This is a genomic window from Alteromonas sp. W364 (assembly GCF_031846205.1).
Classification (GTDB): Bacteria; Pseudomonadota; Gammaproteobacteria; order Enterobacterales; family Alteromonadaceae; genus Glaciecola; species Glaciecola blandensis.
The window spans coordinates 635148-653685 of record NZ_JAVRID010000001.1 but is presented as its reverse complement, the minus strand read 5'-3'; the positions used below and the strand labels follow the sequence as shown (position 1 = coordinate 653685).

The 18538-nt window shown below is 42.4% G+C and carries 13 protein-coding genes; 7 read left to right on the top strand and 6 right to left on the bottom strand.

Going from position 1 to position 18538, the window contains the following annotated elements:
* Positions 1–25 precede the first annotated feature (25 nt).
* Positions 26–1579, bottom strand: a complete 1554-nt coding sequence (locus tag RM556_RS02820; protein WP_311373780.1) for a tryptophan halogenase family protein — start codon at positions 1577–1579, stop codon at positions 26–28.
* Positions 1580–1855: 276 nt separating this feature from the next.
* Here RM556_RS02820 and RM556_RS02815 point away from each other — a divergent pair, with 276 nt between their 5' ends.
* A complete protein-coding gene (locus RM556_RS02815) occupies positions 1856–3325 on the top strand; it encodes an MFS transporter (RefSeq protein WP_311360463.1) in 1470 nt (489 codons plus the stop codon).
* A gap of 68 nt (positions 3326–3393) precedes the next feature.
* Here the strand turns inward: RM556_RS02815 and RM556_RS02810 are convergent, their stop codons facing one another.
* Entirely contained in the window at positions 3394–4419 is a 1026-nt protein-coding gene (locus RM556_RS02810) for a LacI family DNA-binding transcriptional regulator (RefSeq protein ID WP_311360462.1), read from the bottom strand.
* 210 nt (positions 4420–4629) lie between these two features.
* On the opposite strand from RM556_RS02810, the gene glnS reads away from it, so the two are divergent.
* A complete protein-coding gene (glnS, locus tag RM556_RS02805; protein ID WP_311373779.1) occupies positions 4630–6297 on the top strand; it encodes a glutamine--tRNA ligase in 1668 nt (555 codons plus the stop codon).
* 64 nt (positions 6298–6361) lie between these two features.
* On the opposite strand, the gene RM556_RS02800 is transcribed toward glnS, so the two are convergent.
* Positions 6362–7114 carry a YciK family oxidoreductase gene (locus RM556_RS02800; protein WP_311373778.1) on the bottom strand — a complete coding sequence of 251 codons (753 nt, stop codon included), beginning with the start codon at positions 7112–7114 and terminating at the stop codon, positions 6362–6364.
* 268 nt (positions 7115–7382) lie between these two features.
* Here RM556_RS02800 and RM556_RS02795 point away from each other — a divergent pair, with 268 nt between their 5' ends.
* The 3 genes from RM556_RS02795 to sohB all read left to right on the top strand — a co-directional run bounded on the left by RM556_RS02795 (position 7383) and on the right by sohB (position 13903).
* Positions 7383–9980: a VolA/Pla-1 family phospholipase gene (locus RM556_RS02795; protein WP_311360459.1), complete on the top strand. Its 2598-nt coding sequence runs from the start codon at positions 7383–7385 to the stop codon at positions 9978–9980.
* Between the two features lie 182 nt (positions 9981–10162).
* A complete protein-coding gene (locus RM556_RS02790; RefSeq protein WP_311373777.1) occupies positions 10163–12718 on the top strand; it encodes an acylase in 2556 nt (851 codons plus the stop codon).
* Between the two features lie 156 nt (positions 12719–12874).
* Positions 12875–13903 (top strand): protease SohB, encoded by a 1029-nt coding sequence (sohB, locus tag RM556_RS02785; protein ID WP_311373776.1) that lies wholly within the window; start codon positions 12875–12877, stop codon positions 13901–13903.
* A gap of 83 nt (positions 13904–13986) precedes the next feature.
* On the opposite strand, the gene RM556_RS02780 is transcribed toward sohB, so the two are convergent.
* Positions 13987–14367: a hypothetical protein gene (locus RM556_RS02780; protein WP_311373775.1), complete on the bottom strand. Its 381-nt coding sequence runs from the start codon at positions 14365–14367 to the stop codon at positions 13987–13989.
* A 103-nt stretch (positions 14368–14470) separates the two neighbouring features.
* Here RM556_RS02780 and RM556_RS02775 point away from each other — a divergent pair, with 103 nt between their 5' ends.
* Entirely contained in the window at positions 14471–15229 is a 759-nt protein-coding gene (locus RM556_RS02775; RefSeq protein WP_311373774.1) for a Nif3-like dinuclear metal center hexameric protein, read from the top strand.
* A 19-nt stretch (positions 15230–15248) separates the two neighbouring features.
* A complete protein-coding gene (locus tag RM556_RS02770; protein ID WP_311373773.1) occupies positions 15249–16049 on the top strand; it encodes a methyltransferase domain-containing protein in 801 nt (266 codons plus the stop codon).
* Positions 16050–16052: 3 nt separating this feature from the next.
* Here the strand turns inward: RM556_RS02770 and RM556_RS02765 are convergent, their stop codons facing one another.
* Both RM556_RS02765 and RM556_RS02760 read right to left on the bottom strand, forming a co-directional pair.
* The gene (locus RM556_RS02765; RefSeq protein ID WP_311360454.1) at positions 16053–16538 is read right to left on the bottom strand and encodes a glutathione peroxidase; all 486 of its coding nucleotides are present in this window, start codon (positions 16536–16538) and stop codon (positions 16053–16055) included.
* A gap of 100 nt (positions 16539–16638) precedes the next feature.
* On the bottom strand, positions 16639–18297 hold the full coding sequence (locus RM556_RS02760) for a response regulator (RefSeq protein WP_311373772.1): 1659 nt from the start codon (positions 18295–18297) through the stop codon (positions 16639–16641).
* Positions 18298–18538 lie beyond the last annotated feature (241 nt).

Sequence of the window (18538 nt, the reverse complement as noted above, 5' to 3'; positions counted from 1 at the left end):
AGTACCAATAGTCTTGGCTTTTACCTTATAGATGTAAAACACTATCATGCGGCGCAAATTGTTGCGCCGCGTTTTCAATAAAACGACGCATTTGATTCAATTGATGAGCGGGTAAACGGTTTTCGCTGGTCGCAGGCTTGAAAGCGCCGTATCCAGCCAATAAGCAATACCACGAAATAATAGGATAATAGCTGGTCATCTCTTGCCTTTCTAATATTTCTCCAATATCTTTTTCACTCTGCCAGGCTTGTAAAACAGCGCCTAATTTATCCGAAATATCTGCGTTATCTCGATTATCAATCCAATACTGAGAATCCGTTCGAGTATTCATTTTGTAGTGACAAACAATATAGTCTCTGACGCCTTCAAAACGCCTTCTGATATCGTCGTTAAATTCAGATTTAAGGGATTCAATATCTGCCACTGCTTGATTATATTCATCGCTGACCAACACGTTTTTCAGTTTGAGGATGGTTTCATGCACTAAGTGTAATGCCGTTGCCTCTAATGGTTCTATAAACCCTTGAGATAAGCCAAGAGCCACCACGTTCTTATGCCAGTGTTTTTCTACTTGCCCAACATTCATATCTAAATGCTTAGCCTGCTCTCTCAATTCATCTAATTTATTTGGCGTAAGTGTTTCTGGTTCAAACACATGACTGAATAGCTCAGCTTCAGCGGCTTCGGCACTTAAATATTTGCTGCTATAGACGTAACCATTTCCTGTTCTATTTTGTAATGGTATTTGCCAGGCCCAACCCGCACTCAACGCTGTGGCACGGGTTTCTGATGGCAAAGGATTTAATCGTTCACTGGGAATAGCAATCGCACTGTCGTTAAACAAGCTATTCGCGAAAGACTCAAACTTTACCCCAAGTGCTTTTTGCAATAATAAAGATTGAAAGCCAGTACAGTCTAAAAATAAATCGGCCTGAAGCATTTCGCCTGTGTCGAGCGCAAGTGATTTGATATGCCCATTTTCGTGGAGTGCTATGGCATTTTTTTCACTGCTTATTTTGCCTTGAATATGTTTAACGCCAGCGGTTGTTGCTTTTTCTGCTAAAAAATTACCAAGCTTTGCCGAATCGAAATGATAGGCATAATTTAATGGGATTTGGGGTTTGCCAACTTGGGTTTTAGGGCTAAGCGCATGTTCTGCAAGGTAGGCAGACAGGAAAAAGGTATCTGGTTCAACAGGGACGTCCATACCTTGCATGCGCAATTTATTATGGTACAAAAATGCGGCTGCAGTTTGACGATCAAATGGCGAAGGGAAGGGATGAAAATAGCGATTACTTGAGGTGTGTTCTGTCCAATTAATAAAACTGATGCCATTCTTATAGTTTGCTGAGCAAGCGTTCATCCATTCAGCTTCACTAATATCAAGTTCATCAAACATGCGTTTTAATTGTGGTGTCGATCCTTCGCCCACGCCAATGATGCCAATTTGAGGTGATTCGACTAAGGTAACTTGCCACTGATGAGCAGAGCTGCCTTGTCGTTTTAAGTAATGATTGAGTAAACTGGCTGCCATCCAACCAGCCGTACCGCCACCGACAATGAGTAAGTTTTTTTGCATGCGCTGATTTCCTATTTAGCGATCGAACATTGCGTTGACTGTTGTTTCTCGTTTACCTAATTCTAACAAGTTTGTTCAGCTAAAGCTTGAGCGAATCGTGTCAAAATCCCCCAAATAGCAGTGTGGCATGAAGTGAATACGTATGCACTTGCGTAGTTATTTGTTGCGCTAAGAGGTAAACTTGCTCGCGTAATTAACATCCGGTTTACATACGTCTGAATGAGATCTAATGATTTTATGTGTGTAAACGCTCCGGACACATAAAAAGAGAAAAATATGCAAAAACAACAGCCACAACTCAGTTTTTGGCAACTATGGACGGTCAGTTTTGGCTTTCTTGGTGTTCAATTTGGTTTCGCGCTGCAGAATGCAAATGCTAGCCGAATTCTTTCCGATTTAGGTGCAGACCTACATTCTTTGTCTTTCTTCTGGCTAGTTGCGCCAATCATGGGCTTGTTGGTTCAACCTATTGTTGGTGCCGCTTCTGACCGCACTTGGAATAGAATGGGCCGACGCCGTCCGTTCATACTGGCAGGGGCTATCGCCGCTGCTATTGGCATGTTCCTTATGCCAAACGCTTCGCTATTTGTTGCCTTCATGGCGCCAATGATTTTTGGTGTCTTAATGTTGGCGTTAATGGACGCTTCTTTTAACGTATGCTTCCAACCTTTTCGTGCTTTAGTGTCTGACATGGTCCCCCCAGAGCAGCGTAATTCTGGATATTCTATTCAATCATTGTTGATTAATGTGGGTGCTGTTATCGGTTCAATCCTGCCTTTTGTTCTGACAAATGTAATAGGCCTAGAAAACACAGCAGAGGCTGGCAAAGTCGCGCCATCGGTAATTTGGGCGTTTTATATCGGAGCGACTGTACTGTTGGGTAGCGTGCTATGGACCGTATTTAGAACCAAAGAGTATGCGCCAAAAGACTACTACAATTATAAAGGTCTCGACGCTGCACAAATGGAGAGAGAGCTCGCTGAGAAGAAACCACTCGGTCAGAAGCTGAGCGAGTTCATTGGTTTAGTAAAAACAATGCCTGACACTATGCGACAGTTAGCCGTTGTTCAATTTTTCTCATGGTTTGCCTTGTTTATTATGTGGGTGTATACCACGCCTGCAATCACTCAGCACATTTGGGGCGTTGAAGTGAAGTGGTTCGATTCTAGTTATCTAAGCTCAGTGGACGTGCCTGCATCAATCGTCGCAGCGAAAGGTGCTGCTGGCGATTGGGTAGGGATACTATTTGCTGCCTACTCTTTGTTTGCTGCCGTCTTTTCGGTATTCCTTGCAAAGCTAGCTAACAAAGTTGGTCGTAAAGTCGTGTATGCGGGTTCACTGTTCTTAGGTGGCATTAGCTATATCAGTTTCTTGTTCTTTGAAGACCTCACGCCAACTACGGTGAACTTATTGATTACTGAAGTGACAGTCCCTTATGGTGCAGTTTTGCTAGTGTTGCCGATGGTCGGTATTGGTATTGCTTGGGCTGCTATTTTAGCCATGCCATATGCAATGTTAGCCGGGTCATTGCCTGCTAATAAAACGGGTGTTTACATGGGGATCTTCAATTTCACTATTGCTATGCCGCAAATCATTTGTGGCCTAACTGCAGGTTATATTTTGAAGTTTGCGTTCGACAATGAAGCAGTGAACATTATTGTAGTGTCAGGTGTATCTATGTTGTTGGCGGGCTTCGCAGTGTTTAGAGTGAAAGAACACGTACAAGTTACTGAAGTAAAAGGATAATTAACGCTTTTCATTTGGGTGTCATCCCTACTTAGCCTCAACTTAGCTTTGCTCTGTTGAGGCTTTTTTTATGTTGTGCGCCCGCAAGATTGCCTAATTATCAACTCTGGTGGCATTAGGTAGTCTGTCACAATCTCGTTGTTAATCAGTTTCAATAAATTGGCGACAAGCAGCTCACCTGCCAACTGTGTATTTTGATGGACCGTAGTGAGAGGGGTTGATGCAAACTCACTGATTTGGATATTGTCATATCCTACTACAGCCACATCACGAGGCACTTTAAAGCCAAGACTTCTAATGGCTCTGATTGCTCCCATGGCGATAAGGTCTGACGCACAGACGATAGCGTCTGGTTTGCCAGTATTAAGGATCTCTATCGCGGCATTATAGCCGTCTGACTCTGTAGAAATCGCATCTTTTTGAACAACACTATCGGCGTTGAGTTTACTTTCGGCAATGACACTCATGAAACCATCAAAACGGGCTTTGAATTCGGGGGCACTTTCATCAGCATCGCCAATAAAGGCGAAAGATTTATGACCAATATCAACCAAATGCTGAGTGACCAACACACCACCAAGAAAATTATCGCAACCGATAGATATACCTGGATGTTTCTCGTCCGGCGCGCCCCAACGTAAAAAACGAGTCCCTTGTTCTTCTAACTGAGATAATTTGTATTCGTAGTCCGTGTAACTACCGTAACCCAGTAAAATCAGTCCATCGGCTTTGTTGCTATCTTCATAAACCGCATGCCAATCATCTTTCAGGTTTTGAAAAGAAACAAGCAAATCGTAGCCGGCTGCGGCCGTGGCTTTAGTAATACTGCCCAACATCGATATAAAGAAAGGATTAATAAGAGAGTCATCAGAAGTAGGGTCTTCAAACAGCAGCAGTGCTAAGGTTTGGCTGTGTTGTTTACGGAGGTTACTCGCATTTTTGTCGACCTTGTAATTAAGGTCTTTAGCAATCTGTTTGATTCGATCTCGCGTTTCCTGATTGACCAAGGGGCTATTACTCAGTGCCCTTGATACGGTCGACTGAGAAACTCCTGCCATGTGGGCAATATCGAATGAGGTTGCTTTGCTCTTCATTGGTGACAGATTCTTATTGTTTGGTTACTAGTTTATACACTACTGAGGCCAGCAAGTTCAAATTGTTTCCATTAGTTGGTGAAGTAAAATACAAGGTAAGCAGTTATTTCGTAAATGTGCGTGGAAATATCAAATTGTGACTATGGTATTACGAGCAAGGTGATATACTTAAAGCGATCAATAACTTTATACCGCAAGGAACTCGAAAACATGGCCGAGATTGAGAATCGACCGTCAAATTTTATCAGACAAATCATTGATAAAGACCTACAAAGTGGTCTGCACTCGTCAGTATCAACACGCTTTCCACCAGAACCGAATGGCTACCTTCATATTGGCCATGCTAAGTCTATTTGTTTGAATTTTGGTATAGCTCAAGACTATCAAGGTACATGTAACTTACGCTTCGATGATACTAATCCAGAAAAAGAAGATATGGATTTTGTTAACTCGATTAAAGAAGACGTTTCTTGGCTAGGTTTTACCTGGCAAGGTGAGGCTAGATACTCATCAAACTACTTCGATCAACTTTATATGTTTGCACGGGAACTGATTGAAAAAGGCTTAGCCTACGTTGATTTTAGTTCACAAGAAACCGTTAGAGCGCTGCGAGGCACGCTGAAAGAGCCGGGTCAAAACAGTCCTTATCGAGATACATCCATTGAAGAAAACTTAGCGCATTTTGAAAAAATGAGAGCGGGTGACTATAAAGAAGGTGAATGTAGTTTGCGCGCGAAAATAGACATGAGTTCTTCTTTCATGTGCATGCGTGACCCAGTTATTTATCGTGTGAAATTTGCTCATCATCATCAAACCGGTGATAAATGGTGCATTTATCCTATGTACGATTTTACGCATTGTATTTCGGACGCTATCGAAGGTATCACGCACTCGTTATGTACTTTGGAGTTTCAGGACAATCGACGCTTGTACGATTGGGTAATTGAAAATATTTCTATTGATTGCACACCTCGCCAATATGAATTCTCTCGCTTAAACCTTGAGTACACTGTACTGAGTAAGCGTAAATTGATTCAGTTGGTAGACGATAAACATGTAGAGGGTTGGGATGATCCAAGAATGCCAACGATTGCCGGTATCAGAAGACGTGGTTACACGCCATCTTCCGTGCGTGAATTCTGCCTGCGTATTGGTGTCACGAAAATGGATAACTTGGTTGAAATGAGCATGCTTGAAGCATGTATTCGTGAAGAAATGAATGTGTCGGCGCCAAGACGAATGGCAGTTTTAGAACCTTTAAGAGTGGTTATTGAAAACTATCCAGAAGATCAAGTCGAATGGCTAGATGCTATCAACCATCCAATGGATGATTCTATGGGCACACGCAAAGTACCTTTTACCAAAGAATTGTTTATTGAAAGGGAAGACTTCAAAGAGTCGGCGAACAAAAAGTTCAAACGTTTGGTACTGGAAAAAGAAGTACGTTTAAGAAACGCGTACTTCTTAAAAGCTAATCGTTGTGACAAAGATGATAAGGGCGAAATCACCACTGTTTACTGTACCTATGATGCCGATACTTTAGGAAAAGACCCTGAAGATGGCAGAAAGGCAAAGGGCGTTATTCATTGGGTAAGTGCGAGTGAAGGGAAACCGGCAGAGATCCGCCTCTACGACCGCTTATTTACGGTGCCTAATCCTGCTGGAGAAGATGAATTTACAGCGACTATTAATCCTGAATCATTGATAATTAAGCAGGGGATAGTTGAACCTTCGTTGGCAGATGCACCCGTTGCGAGTGCTTTCCAGTTTGAGCGCACTGGTTACTTCTGTGTAGATAAAGACAGTACGTCAGAAAACTTGGTATTCAATCGCACGGTTGGTCTAAGAGATACTTGGGCTAAACAAAATCAAAGCTAGTTGCTAACAAACCAAGCTCTGCTTTTTATGTATAAAGGCAGAGCTTTTTTATTTGGCTACGTTATTATTTTGGTTGGCAACTCAGAGTCTCACCGTTGATACCCGCACTGTCGTTCGCGGCAAGGTAGTGATACGTTGGCATAATGTCCGCCGGCGTCAACAAGCTACTCGCTTTTTCACCTGGAAACGCTTTTGCGCGCATGTTCGTTCTTGTGCCGCCCGGGTTGATGCAATTAAAGCGTACATGCGTATTCTTATGTTCGTCAGCAAGAACCTGCATCATTCCTTCCGTAGCAAACTTTGAAATACTATAAGTTCCCCAATAAGCGCGACCTTGGCTACCCACTGATGATGTCGTGAAAATAACCGATGCCTGTTCAGTTTTCCTTAATAGTGGCAGTAACGCTTGGACCATAAAGAACTGACTATTCAAATTTACCTGCATCACCTCGGTAAATTCCTTTTCTGTTATTTCTGAAAAAGGACTTAAATTACCTAATACACTGGCATTAAAAAGTACCACATCAAGCTTTTTGAACTGTCCCTCTATACTGGCAGCCATATCGGTATAATTTTTGGGTGTTGCACCTGCAAAGTCTATGGGGACGATAGTGGGTTGCACACCACCGTCAGCGATGATTTGATCATAAGTTGCTTCCAACTTCTCAACGGTTTTGCCCAACAGAATAACTTCAGCGCCCAGTTTTGCATAAGAAATAGCCGCTTCTTTTCCTATCCCATCACCTGCACCGGTAACAAGAATAACTTTGTTGCGTAAAGCGTTTTTAGGCGCTACATATTGTAAGTGAGAATGCATTGTTTCTTGAGCCTTGTAGTGTCGCTAATCAAAAAGCGCAATGTTAGCGTAATAGTCTCTGATGCTAAAGATTTTGGTGAGAAATTATTAGATATTTGTTTTTTTCATTACAAATGGTTAACAAACCTTTGCAAAGTTAATGTAAAGCCAATACTATTAAGATTATTATAACTGGTCATACTTGTTAGACTATCCGCAATACCATCACGTTAATAAAAAGTAAAAATGTGGTGGATAAATATTATCTGCAAGCGAGTGGGGAGAAAGAATGAATAAATTGTTAATTAGCGCTAGTGTTTTAGCTGCATTAGGCCTAAGTGGTTGTGGCGGCGGCGATAGCCTAAGCGACATCAAGGAAGACGCACCGGCACAAACACCGTTTTCTCGAGTTGTGTTTGATCCGGCAGCAGGGAATTTAAATATTCCCAATGACTTACTAATGCTACCAGGGGATGATGGTTTCTTCGATTATACCTTAAACATCCCAGTAGCTGACCCAAGTGATTTTTCTGATCCGCAAAATGCATTAAACGTCCTTGATGGATGGTCAACGACTCAACCGTTTGTTATCGATGTTGTTACACCACCAAACACTAGTTTGGATGAATCCACCTTAAGCCAAGGCATACACTTATATGAAGCGACATTGGGTTTGAACCAAAACGATCCTGATTGTGCGGCTATTCCTATTCCAAGTGCCGGCTGTAAAGTGGGTGATAAACTCGTATTCGGTCAAGACTATATTGTTCGTCCGGTTGATAACAATACTGTAACCGTCATTCCACTTCGTCCATTGAAGCCTGCTCAAGGTTATCTATTGGTGATGACTGATGATTTGAAAGATTCATCAGGTAAAGGAGTACAGGGCTCGACAACATGGGACTTAGTAAAGCAAGATATTAACACTAGACCATTAGCAACAGAGTCACAGTTATCTTTACAGACGCTTATCAACCTGCACTTAGATTCTTTACGTGCTGCTAGCGTAAACACTGACAATGTTACTTATGTATCGGCATTTACGACACAGTCAGTGTCTAACGTGCTTGATACTGTCAAACAATTAATGGTGTCTGAGTTTGCTCAAAGAGCAGCCGCCGGCGACCCAACTGCTGGTCAAGCACTTCCTGCTATCGTAGCAAGAGACGTGGCTACACAACCAAACACTATGGAGTTTTTAGGTTTGGTGTCTCAGGCTTTAGTCGATGGTGCAGTGCAAGTGGGTATTTCACAGTTACCACCTGAAGCAGCACCGATTATTCCAGCAATCAATGCATCTGACTTTTCTTCATTCACGACATGTTCGGGTTTGTTGAATGGTGCTGGCGGTGGTTTCGGTAGTCCAGTTCCGCAAGTTAACGACTTTGCAGCACAAGTAGCAACCGGCGTGTTAACTCAAGTGGGTCCATTCTGCGCAGCAGACCGCTTTGAAGGTAATATTTCATTGCCTTATTACTCTGGTGTGCCTTCAGCGACTAACCCACTGGCTCCTGTTAATACATTCTGGACAGCGGCTTGTGATAGCGGGATCGTACTAGCTAACGCTGCATCTGTGTTACCTACAGCAGAACCCGGTCCTAACGCTGCATTATGTGCTGCTGTCGGTCTTGCTGATGTGAGAGTTAACGGTGAATTACTTGACCGAGATCGCAACTTAACTAAGTTCTCTCCAGTACCTCAAGCTACTGGTGGAAATGAAGGCAATGAAACACTCGATGTACAAATCACTGTTCCAAACCCGATGGTTGCTGGTGCACTTGGTATTACCTTAGAGAAACCTGAAGCAGGTTGGCCTGTAGTGATGCTTGCTCACGGTATTACTTCGCAGAAGGAAGATATGCTCGCAATTACGGGTGCATTATCTTTAGCTGGTTTTGCTACATTTGCAATTGACCAACCTATTCACGGTAGCCGTGGTTTTGATTTGAACGGTGACGGCGTTGATGATTTAAACGCAACAACGGTTAGCGCGACTCACTATCTGAACCTAGGTAGCTTACCAACTGGACGTGATAACTTACGTCAAAGCGTCTCGGATTTACTCGGTTTACGTTTAGGTCTAAACGCGGTAGTCGACGCGACAGCGACACAGTCTGTTGATATCGATACGTCTAACGTATCTGTGTTCGGTGTGTCGTTAGGTGCGATTACTGGTGGTAACTTTGCATCAGTTGCGAACACTGGCTTTGAAGGTCCTTTAGCGGCCTTTGACGGTTTATTTGCAGTCCAAGCGGCATCTTTGGAATCACCAGGTGGTGGTACAGCTAACTTCCTCCTTGAATCTGCGGCCTTTGGACCATTGGTAAAAGGTTTGTTGTTGTCTCAAGGTTCACCTGAGTTCCAAGCGTTCTTAATTGACCGTTACGGTAGCGTGGCAGTATCTGAAGCTGACTTAACAGAAGGCGTTGGTATCTTCCTTGGTGCTATTAGCCCAGAGCAGTTAGCAACGGCAAATGCTTTGTTTGCTCAATTCGCTTTTGCAGCTCAAACAGTGATTGATTCATCTGACCCAATTAACTACTTTGAGACACTGGCTGCTAATACACCAGTGCACATGATGACAGTGATTGGCGATGGTGGTGAAACAAACCTACCTGATCAAGTTATTCCTGTGACTACTGCTTTACCTTTAGCAGGTCAACAAGCGTTAGTTGATATTATGGGACTACCACAAGTATCAACGACAACTGCAGGAACGTCGCCACAAAGCGGTGTTGTGTTCTTCAATCAAGGTGCACATGCAAGCAGTTTAAGCCCTGCAAGCAGCCCAGCTGTTACCACAGAGATGCAGCGACAAGTCGCGAGTTACGTAGCGTCTGGTGCAACGGCGATTGTTGTAACCAACGAAGACGTTGTAGCTAACTAAACTAGTCAAAAAGCAACAATGAAAAGCCAGCTTAATGCTGGCTTTTTTGTGCCTGCAATATAGAGAAGTGCTGTTCACATGTATGAACACTGATTAACAATAATTCACTTAAATTATTGTTAACAAAAAGTTAATTTTAGTACTATGATTAAGGACAAATAAGAATAACAAGGATAAAAATTATGTTTTGTAGACTCAGAACTTTAAAACGTTCGGCCCTGCTAGTTTCGATCATCGCTGGGCTATCAGCATGTGGTGATAAAGATAATCAATTCACCGATGTTCAGCCACCATTACCTCCAGCACCGCCTGAAGCACCTGTCACACCGCCAGCATTACCCTCATTTGATACTGATGGTGTTCTCGAAGCAAATATCAGGTGGACGGACTATGGTGTTCCTCACGTGACTGCAGATAACCTAGAAAGTATGTCATTCGGTGTTGGATATGCATTTGCACAAGACAATCTATGTATATTAGCTGATCAAATCATCAAATATAATTCAGAGCGAGCAAAATATTTAGGACCCGACAGAGTGCCAGGTTCGGGCGATTCAGAACATCTGATAAATGATTTTGGTTTCTTAACCGTTGGCATTAGAGAGCAGGCTGAACAAAATTTTGCTAGCTTGAGCAAAAACAGTCGCGCGATGCTGAGTGGATATACTCAAGGCTATAACCAATACCTTCGAGATACGGGCGTAGCGAACATTGATCCGAGTTGTGCAAACCAACCTTGGGTAGAAGAGATTGATGGTGTGGATCTATTAACCTATTCACTAGGGGTTGCACTGTTACCTGGCGCAGCGAACTTCTTGGGTCCCATGTTTATTGCCGCACCTCCAGGAGAAAATCCGCTTCCTCGCCCTGTAACGGCAAGCGTTACTGGTGAGAACCAAAGTTCAGCTAACAGTAAATTGCCATTTAAAATATCGCCAGAAGTTACATTACCTGAACGAAACCCTCAAGAAATGGGCTCAAACGGTTGGGGACTTGGCTCTGATATGACAGAAAATGGAATGGGTATGGTATTGGGGAATCCGCATTTTCCGCATACCGGCAATCTTCGTTTCTGGCAGTTCCATACAACAATTCCTGGGCATTTGAATGTGATGGGAGGCTCTTTAATGGGCTTGCCTGGTGCAGTGAACATTGGCTTTAATGAAAATATGGCATGGACACATACTTTTTCGACTGCTGAGCATTTTGTTGTTTATCAATTGGCGCTGGATGAAAATGATCCGAGTAACCTAACGCATAAAGTCGACGGAAATAGACGGACAATCTTCGAGCGTGATATGCAAATTGAAGTTGCTGTTGGTCCAGGTGTAACCATTGAGCTAGAAAAAACAAGTTACTACACAAACTATGGCCCTATGATTGTCGTGCCCGGCAACTTTGACTGGGGCAGTGGTAATGCGTTTGCTATAAAAGATGCTAACTTACCGAATTACGATGTTATCGATCATTGGTTAGCGATGAACTTGTCTAGCAATATGGAAGAGTTCAAACAGGCTTTTAAAGATTATGATGGTGTAATTTTTAATAACACAATGGCTGCTTCTAAATCGGGTGAAGTTTTCTATATTGATGATTCAACCGTGCCAGGATTAGGGGCAACAGCGTTGAATGAGTTAGCAACAAATCCAGTCTTAATCGGAACCAAAGCCTTGGCTGGTTTCACTGTTTTGCCAGGCTTTATTAGTGCATTTGATTTTGACGGTCCTGTTCCTTATGAAAATGCACCGAAGTATGAAGGTACTGATTATGTGCAAAACTCGAACGATAGCTTCTGGCTAACGAATTTTGATAATCCGATCACAGGCGTTTCTCCTTTATACGGACAGGTTGGCAACCAACAGTCACTGCGTTCAAGAATGGCGCACAAGCTGTTAGCCGACGCAGCGGGTTCTGATGCTAAGTTCAATATGATGGAAGTTGAAGAAGCCCTGATGGGGAATCGCAATTATCTCGGTGAAGCGATTGCCAATGAATTGATCAGTATTTGCCAAGCAAATCGTGAGTCAAGTATCGACGTTAACGGGACGATGGTTTCTCTTGGTGATGCTTGCGATGCACTCTCAGCTTGGGATGGCACTATGAATAAAGCGAGCGTGGGTGCTCATTTATTCCGTGAATTTGCGTTTCAATTTAGACGTGATCCACAGTGGGCTGTCGAATATGACGTGAATGATGTGTTAAACACACCGAATGGTCTTTTAGATAATGATACAACCTTGACTCAATTAGCTACGGCGGTGGATAAAATTAATCGCGCAGGCATTGCATTAGACGCTAGCTTAGGTGAAGTGCAATTTGTTGAGAAAAGCACAGCTAGTGGCGAAGCAAGTGGTGAACGCTTGCCGTGGGGTGGTGCACATAATGTAGAGGGTGGTTTCAATGTATTTGATGCTCGTACATCAAATAACGGGACTGAATTGCCTCGTCATACCTATCCGTTAATGGATTCAACTTCGATACTGAGCGCAGAAGGTCAGGGTTATCATATTACTTATGGAAGCTCTTGGATGTTTATCGCTAACTTCACTGAAGATGGGCCTGTGGCGCGAGGCTTGTTGAGTTATTCGCAATCTCATAATCCGGAATCTGAGCAGTCAGACGATCAAACCAAACTGTATTCCGAACAACCTCAACTACGTCCACTTCGCTTCACTGAAGCTGATATTGCAGCTAATTTGGTGAAGGAAATGACGGTATCAAACGCAGCAATGGAATAAAGTTACCGCGATATATCTCGTAATGTGATATAAACGGCATGGCATTTTAAAAGGACCTATAAGGTCCTTTTATTTTTTTTATTTGCCCCGATATCTACTGCTGAAAATACGGGATGATATCAATATCATTTGGATAGTTGTTCATAGGAGCGAAGTTTGGAATTTTTATTTGAATATGGTTTGTTTTTGGCTAAAGCGGTCACCCTAGTGGTGTCTATTGCAATCGTTATTGGCTTGATTGCGGGATTGGCAACAAAACAAAAACAAAGCAACGGTCATCTTGAGTTTGAATCTTTGTCGGAGCATTACGACGATATCAAAAGAGATGCACAACAAGTATTGCTAGATAAAGACGCGCTAAAAAAGCGTGAAAAAGAAGAAAAACAAGCACAAAAGAAAAAGAGTAAAAATAAAAAAGAAGATGAGCCTGAAAAGAATAATTTGTTTGTTCTTAATTTCTCAGGCTCTATGAACGCACAAGAAGTCGATACGCTGAGAGAAGAAATTACAGCAATTTTGTGTGTCGCCACAGAAAAAGATGAAGTGCTAGTCAACGTTGAAAGTGGTGGTGGGGTTGTGCATGGCTACGGCCTCGCAGCCTCACAGTTGCAACGAATTAAAGATAAGAACATCAAACTGACGGTGAGCGTAGATAAGGTTGCGGCAAGTGGTGGCTACATGATGGCATGTGTCGCTGATACTATTTTGTCTGCGCCATTTGCAATTATCGGTTCAATAGGCGTTATTGCGCAACTGCCGAACTTTAATAAAGTATTAAAGAAAAACGATATTGAATTTGAACAACACACAGCAGGTGATTTTAAACGCACCTTGACAATGTTTGGTGAAAACACTGATGCTGGCAGAGAAAAGTTTCAGGCGGAAATTGAAGATGTGCACCTTATGTTCAAGGATTTTGTTCAGCAGCATCGCCCTGAACTGGATATTGATAAAGTAGCAACGGGTGAATACTGGTATGGACAACGTGCTAAAGATCTTGGCCTTGTTGATGTACTGCAAACTTCAGATGACTTTTTAATGACTGCGAATGAAAGCAAGCGTCTGTATAAAATATCCTATGCAACCAAAAAGTCGCTCGCCCAAAAGCTTGGTTTTGGCGCCTATCAGGCAATAGAGCAGACCTTCATGCGTTTAGTTGATGCAGGGAATAAGTTGTATAAATAATCTAGGTTTGTGCAAAGCCTAGTCGATATAAAAAAAGCGGCTCTCTTTAATTAGAGGCCGCTTTTTTCTACACAACTTTTTAATTAACGCGGTGCTTTCGCCCCAGGGTTAACTTCTTTAATCTGTTGCGTGTAAAAGTCTTTTACAGAAAAAGATGATGCAGGCTTTTTAGCTTTAGGCTTAGCTTTCGCTTTAGGCTTAGCGGCAGGCTTCTCTTCTTTTGCTGCTTTAGCAGGTTTTTCCGCTTTCGCTGGTTTCTCTGCTTTGGCCGCTTTAGCAGGCTTCTTCGCAGGGGCACTGCCCATACTATCAGCCATTTCGTCTAGCTGTGCTAAACGAACGTTTTTGCCGCCATCGACACTATACCAACCACCTTTTGCTTCAATCGTTGGTGCCTTTCCATTTGCCGCTTCATATGCAGCTGTAAATTTAGCTAAGACGCTGTCTTTGTCTAATTTGCTCATACGTTCTTATGAACCCTTTTTGTTATGTTGATGTTAAACTAGTGACAGTGTAAACCTTTTTTATTTCAAATGTCTAATTTGAGTGATTTGGAGCCTTTTTATAGTGAAAAAACAAGATTTTTTAGCGTTTTTAGAAGAAATACTGCAAAGTCGAACGATAAATGACTATTGCCCGAACGGTTTGCAAGTTGAAGCAAGCGACGAAATTACCAAGATCGTAACAGGTGTAACAGCATCACAAGCCCTGATTGATGAGGCTATTAAACGCCAAGCCGATTGTTTACTGGTGCATCATGGCTATTTCTGGAAGGGTGAAGATCAGCGCATCACAGGTATCAAGATGCGCCGTATCAAAGCACTATTGGATAATGGTATTAATTTAGTTGCCTATCATCTTCCCATCGATGTCCATCCTCAATTAGGGAACAATGCCCAACTTGGTCAACAGCTAGGTTTGGTGAATATTGAAGCGCATCCAGAAGTTAAACCGTATGGAGTTATTATGCAGGGAGAATTGGCCAATCCTATTACTCCCTTGAACTTCAGTGAGTTAATAAATAAAAGTTTGAAACGCGAACCAATGCATATTGAAGCACAGGGGCGAGATCTAATCAGCACCGTTGCGTGGTGCACCGGCGGCGGCCAAAACTACATTGAACAAGCTGCTGAACTAAATGTTGACGCATTTATTTCCGGTGAAATATCAGAACAAACTACTCATTTGGCGAGGGAATTAGGCGTACATTACTTTGCGGCGGGCCACCATGCCACCGAACGTTATGGCGTGAAAGCGCTTGGCGAGTATATCGCGGCGAATACTGAAATCAGTGTCGAATTTGTTGACGTAGAGAATCCAGCATAATGATAATAAAGAGCGTGAAGTGACTAAGAAGAAAAAACAAGCTGCAGCGGCAACTACAGTAAAACAAGATACTTTCTTCGATGGCATAGCGAATAAGTTTGATAAGAACATTTACGGCACCAGTAAAGGCAAAATTAGACACCAGTTATTACTGCATTTTCTGAGCGATTTTATCCATTCAGAAAAGGAACTCAGTGTACTCGATGCTGGCGGGGGCACAGGCATGATGACCTTGCCGTTCTGTCAACAAGGACATCGCGTGACGCTGTGTGATGGATCGGAAGAGGTGCTCGACATTGCGAAACAACGTTTAGCTGAGTACAACAAGTGCACCATCATCCATAGTGAGATAGAAGCTTTAGAACCGGCAAGCTATGATTTAGTGTTGTGTCATGCGGTACTCGAGTGGGTAAATGAACCGAAAAGGCTGCTTCACCACTTGTGTTCTTTGTTAAAGCCCGGAGGTACCTTATCCTTAAGCTTCTTCAATCGTGACGCAGCTTTGTTCAATAATGCGATATGGGGGAACTTTGATTATATTAATAAAGGGTTGAATATCCGTAATCAGGTCCGTTTGAACCCTCATAATGCTCAGAGGCCACAAGAGATTATCAATTTTTTGCAAGAGCACTATCGCGATTACATTATTCGACACAAGGCTGGCATACGGTGCTTTCATGATTACCTGCATGACCGCAATAAGCAAATTGATGAGTATGATGTTTTGTTTGAATTAGAGCTCAAACATTCAAGTGAGGAACCATTCTTGTGGTTGGGTAAGTACTTTCACTTGATGCTTGAGCGCCCCGAGTCAATCTGATGCTTAGGCTGCTAGAAGATTTAGGATATCTTTTTCGATTTGTTCCGGTTTTGTGGTGGGGCTGTAACGCTTGACTACCTTACCTTCCTTGTTAATCAAAAATTTTGTGAAGTTCCATTTGATTCGCTTCGTACCAAGCACACCAGGCGCTTCATCTTTTAGCATTTTGTAAACTGGCGCTGCATCCTCACCATTAACGTCAATTTTTTTTGATAGGGGGAAGGAGAGATTAAAACGCATTTCGCAGAATTGTGCGATTTCGTCATCACTGCCTGGTTCTTGATGACCAAACTGGTCGCATGGGAAACCAATCACTTCAAGACCATTCTCTTTGTGTGATTTGTAAAGCGCTTCTAAGCCATCATATTGAGGAGTAAACCCGCATTTGCTGGCTGTGTTAACGATGAGTAGCACTTTTCCTTCGTATTGCTTGAATGCTATCGTTTCGCCACTGTTGGATGTGTAATCAAAGTCATAAATGGTAGACATAGTACTTCCTTTTTTGTTTTTTGTTATTGTAGCAATAAACAAAATAAGGTCGCTATATTTGTGACTATAGTGAACTATAAATATAATTTACCTCAATGTACTAAGCGACATTGATCGAAATGTCATCCTCTACATCATGGATCTTATAGATTTCAGGGTTAGCTTTTAATTTCTGTTGAATGATTTTGAAACGCTTCTCGTTAGAACTTGATAAGGGTTTGTCGCGAAGCTCTTCAACTAGCATGAGTGCTTTCTGGTCTTTGTACTCTGCTTTTTTGATATCACTTAAACATTGCAACAAGTTCAAAGTGAAAGCAGGTACTTCGGGGCAAAGCAACCGGGCTTTATAGAATAAATCGATAGCTTCTTGGAGTTGGTTAGCAAGGTAATATACCATACCCTGGTCATTGATTTTCTTGGCTTTTTCTTCTGCAAAACCAAGTGACTTTTCGGTTTCAAAAATGAGATTATCTGCCAGGATCTGGTCTATTTGGTCGTCTTTCGCAGAGAGTTTGCGATCACATTCGTTCCAAATTTCTTTGGCTTTCTCTGTATTCCCTAGATTAAACCAGACTTTGATTGCATCAACCATCGACGCGATTTTTGCATTCTTCGCATCATTCACAGTCTTATCTTGCACTATGCGCTCAGCGCGTTGCTTATCACCTTCTAAAATACTAGCGAAAGCCAGCATGTAGTCGCGCTGATGCTGGGTTTGTTGATCAAGAATCGTTCTATTCGCGTTACCAATTAAACACTTGGCGGCATGGAGCTTAGGTGCTCTATCATTCACGGCTGAGTTTTCTGCCAATTGCAAATGATAACGTGCCAGTTCTATTGTGTATTCATCGAAACGCTCTTTTACAGTAAAATTACTCTGGCGTTTCTTTTCAAGCAGACGAATAGCTTCTTCGCTTCGTCCCTGCATTTTGTAAGCGAGTACTTTTAATTTTGTCGCAGGAATGGTGAGGTCATTTTCTTTGATGTTATCTAACAAGCGTTCGGCTGTTGTGAAGTTTTCTTTTCCAATTTCGACGCAAGCCATCCATTCATATGCTTTGTCTTTAGTTAGCTGTTCCGTGATCAAGCTGTCTAACATTGACTGACAGTGGCGCCATTGACCCGCCATGAATTCACTTTTAATAAGACCCCAATGTGCCCACAATACATTCGAACTCTTTTCAAGAATGTCACTGTATAGGGCGGCCGATTCAGTGTAGCGCTGTTCGCCGATTAGCAAACGGCCTTTCAATTTAATTAAGTCTGCTCGTGTGCGCTTGCCCAGATCGTCTGTGAGCATATTGTCGATGAACTTGAGTGCTTTGTTCGGTTGTTCATTATCCAGAAATTCTAATGCGGGTTTAATTTTTCTGCGTACAGCCAAGTAATGCAACATTGATGAATGCAATGTTTTTAGAGTGTAGGGCTTAATGATTAAAATGTCGGGATGAATATCTAAAATTTGACTGATGGTTCGTGGGAGTCTATCTGAGGTCAGGAAAACAAGGCCAGTGGAAGGTTTGATTAACTTACCTTCTGTCAGATACTGAATCCACTCGACACCGTTTTTGCTCTGTCCTAAGTGAAAGTCAGTCACGACGATATCGAATTCAATTGTTCTAAGACCATTTCTCAGCTCTTTGCCGTTGCTGTAGCTTGCAATATCGAAGTCGCCAAGCGACATTAAGTTACTGCGCAAATTCATTCTTGCGGTAGCGTTGTCTTCTACAATTGCGATCTTAGTTTTGTTAGTAGCCATGTATTTCGATTCCAAATTCCGAGATTGGAGCATATCAAGCCACGTGTTGTTTTGCATTCTCATTGCGTAAAAATCCATCAAAATTGGGTATTCACTGCAATACATAGGTAAACCTTGCAGGTGATTGCCTTGCAAATCTTTACTAACCCGTAACAATTACTTTACAAGCGGTGCGTCGCTCAACTACACTTTACGTTTACGTAAAGGGCATGCTTGTTTACTGTAGTGCCATATCGTCTAT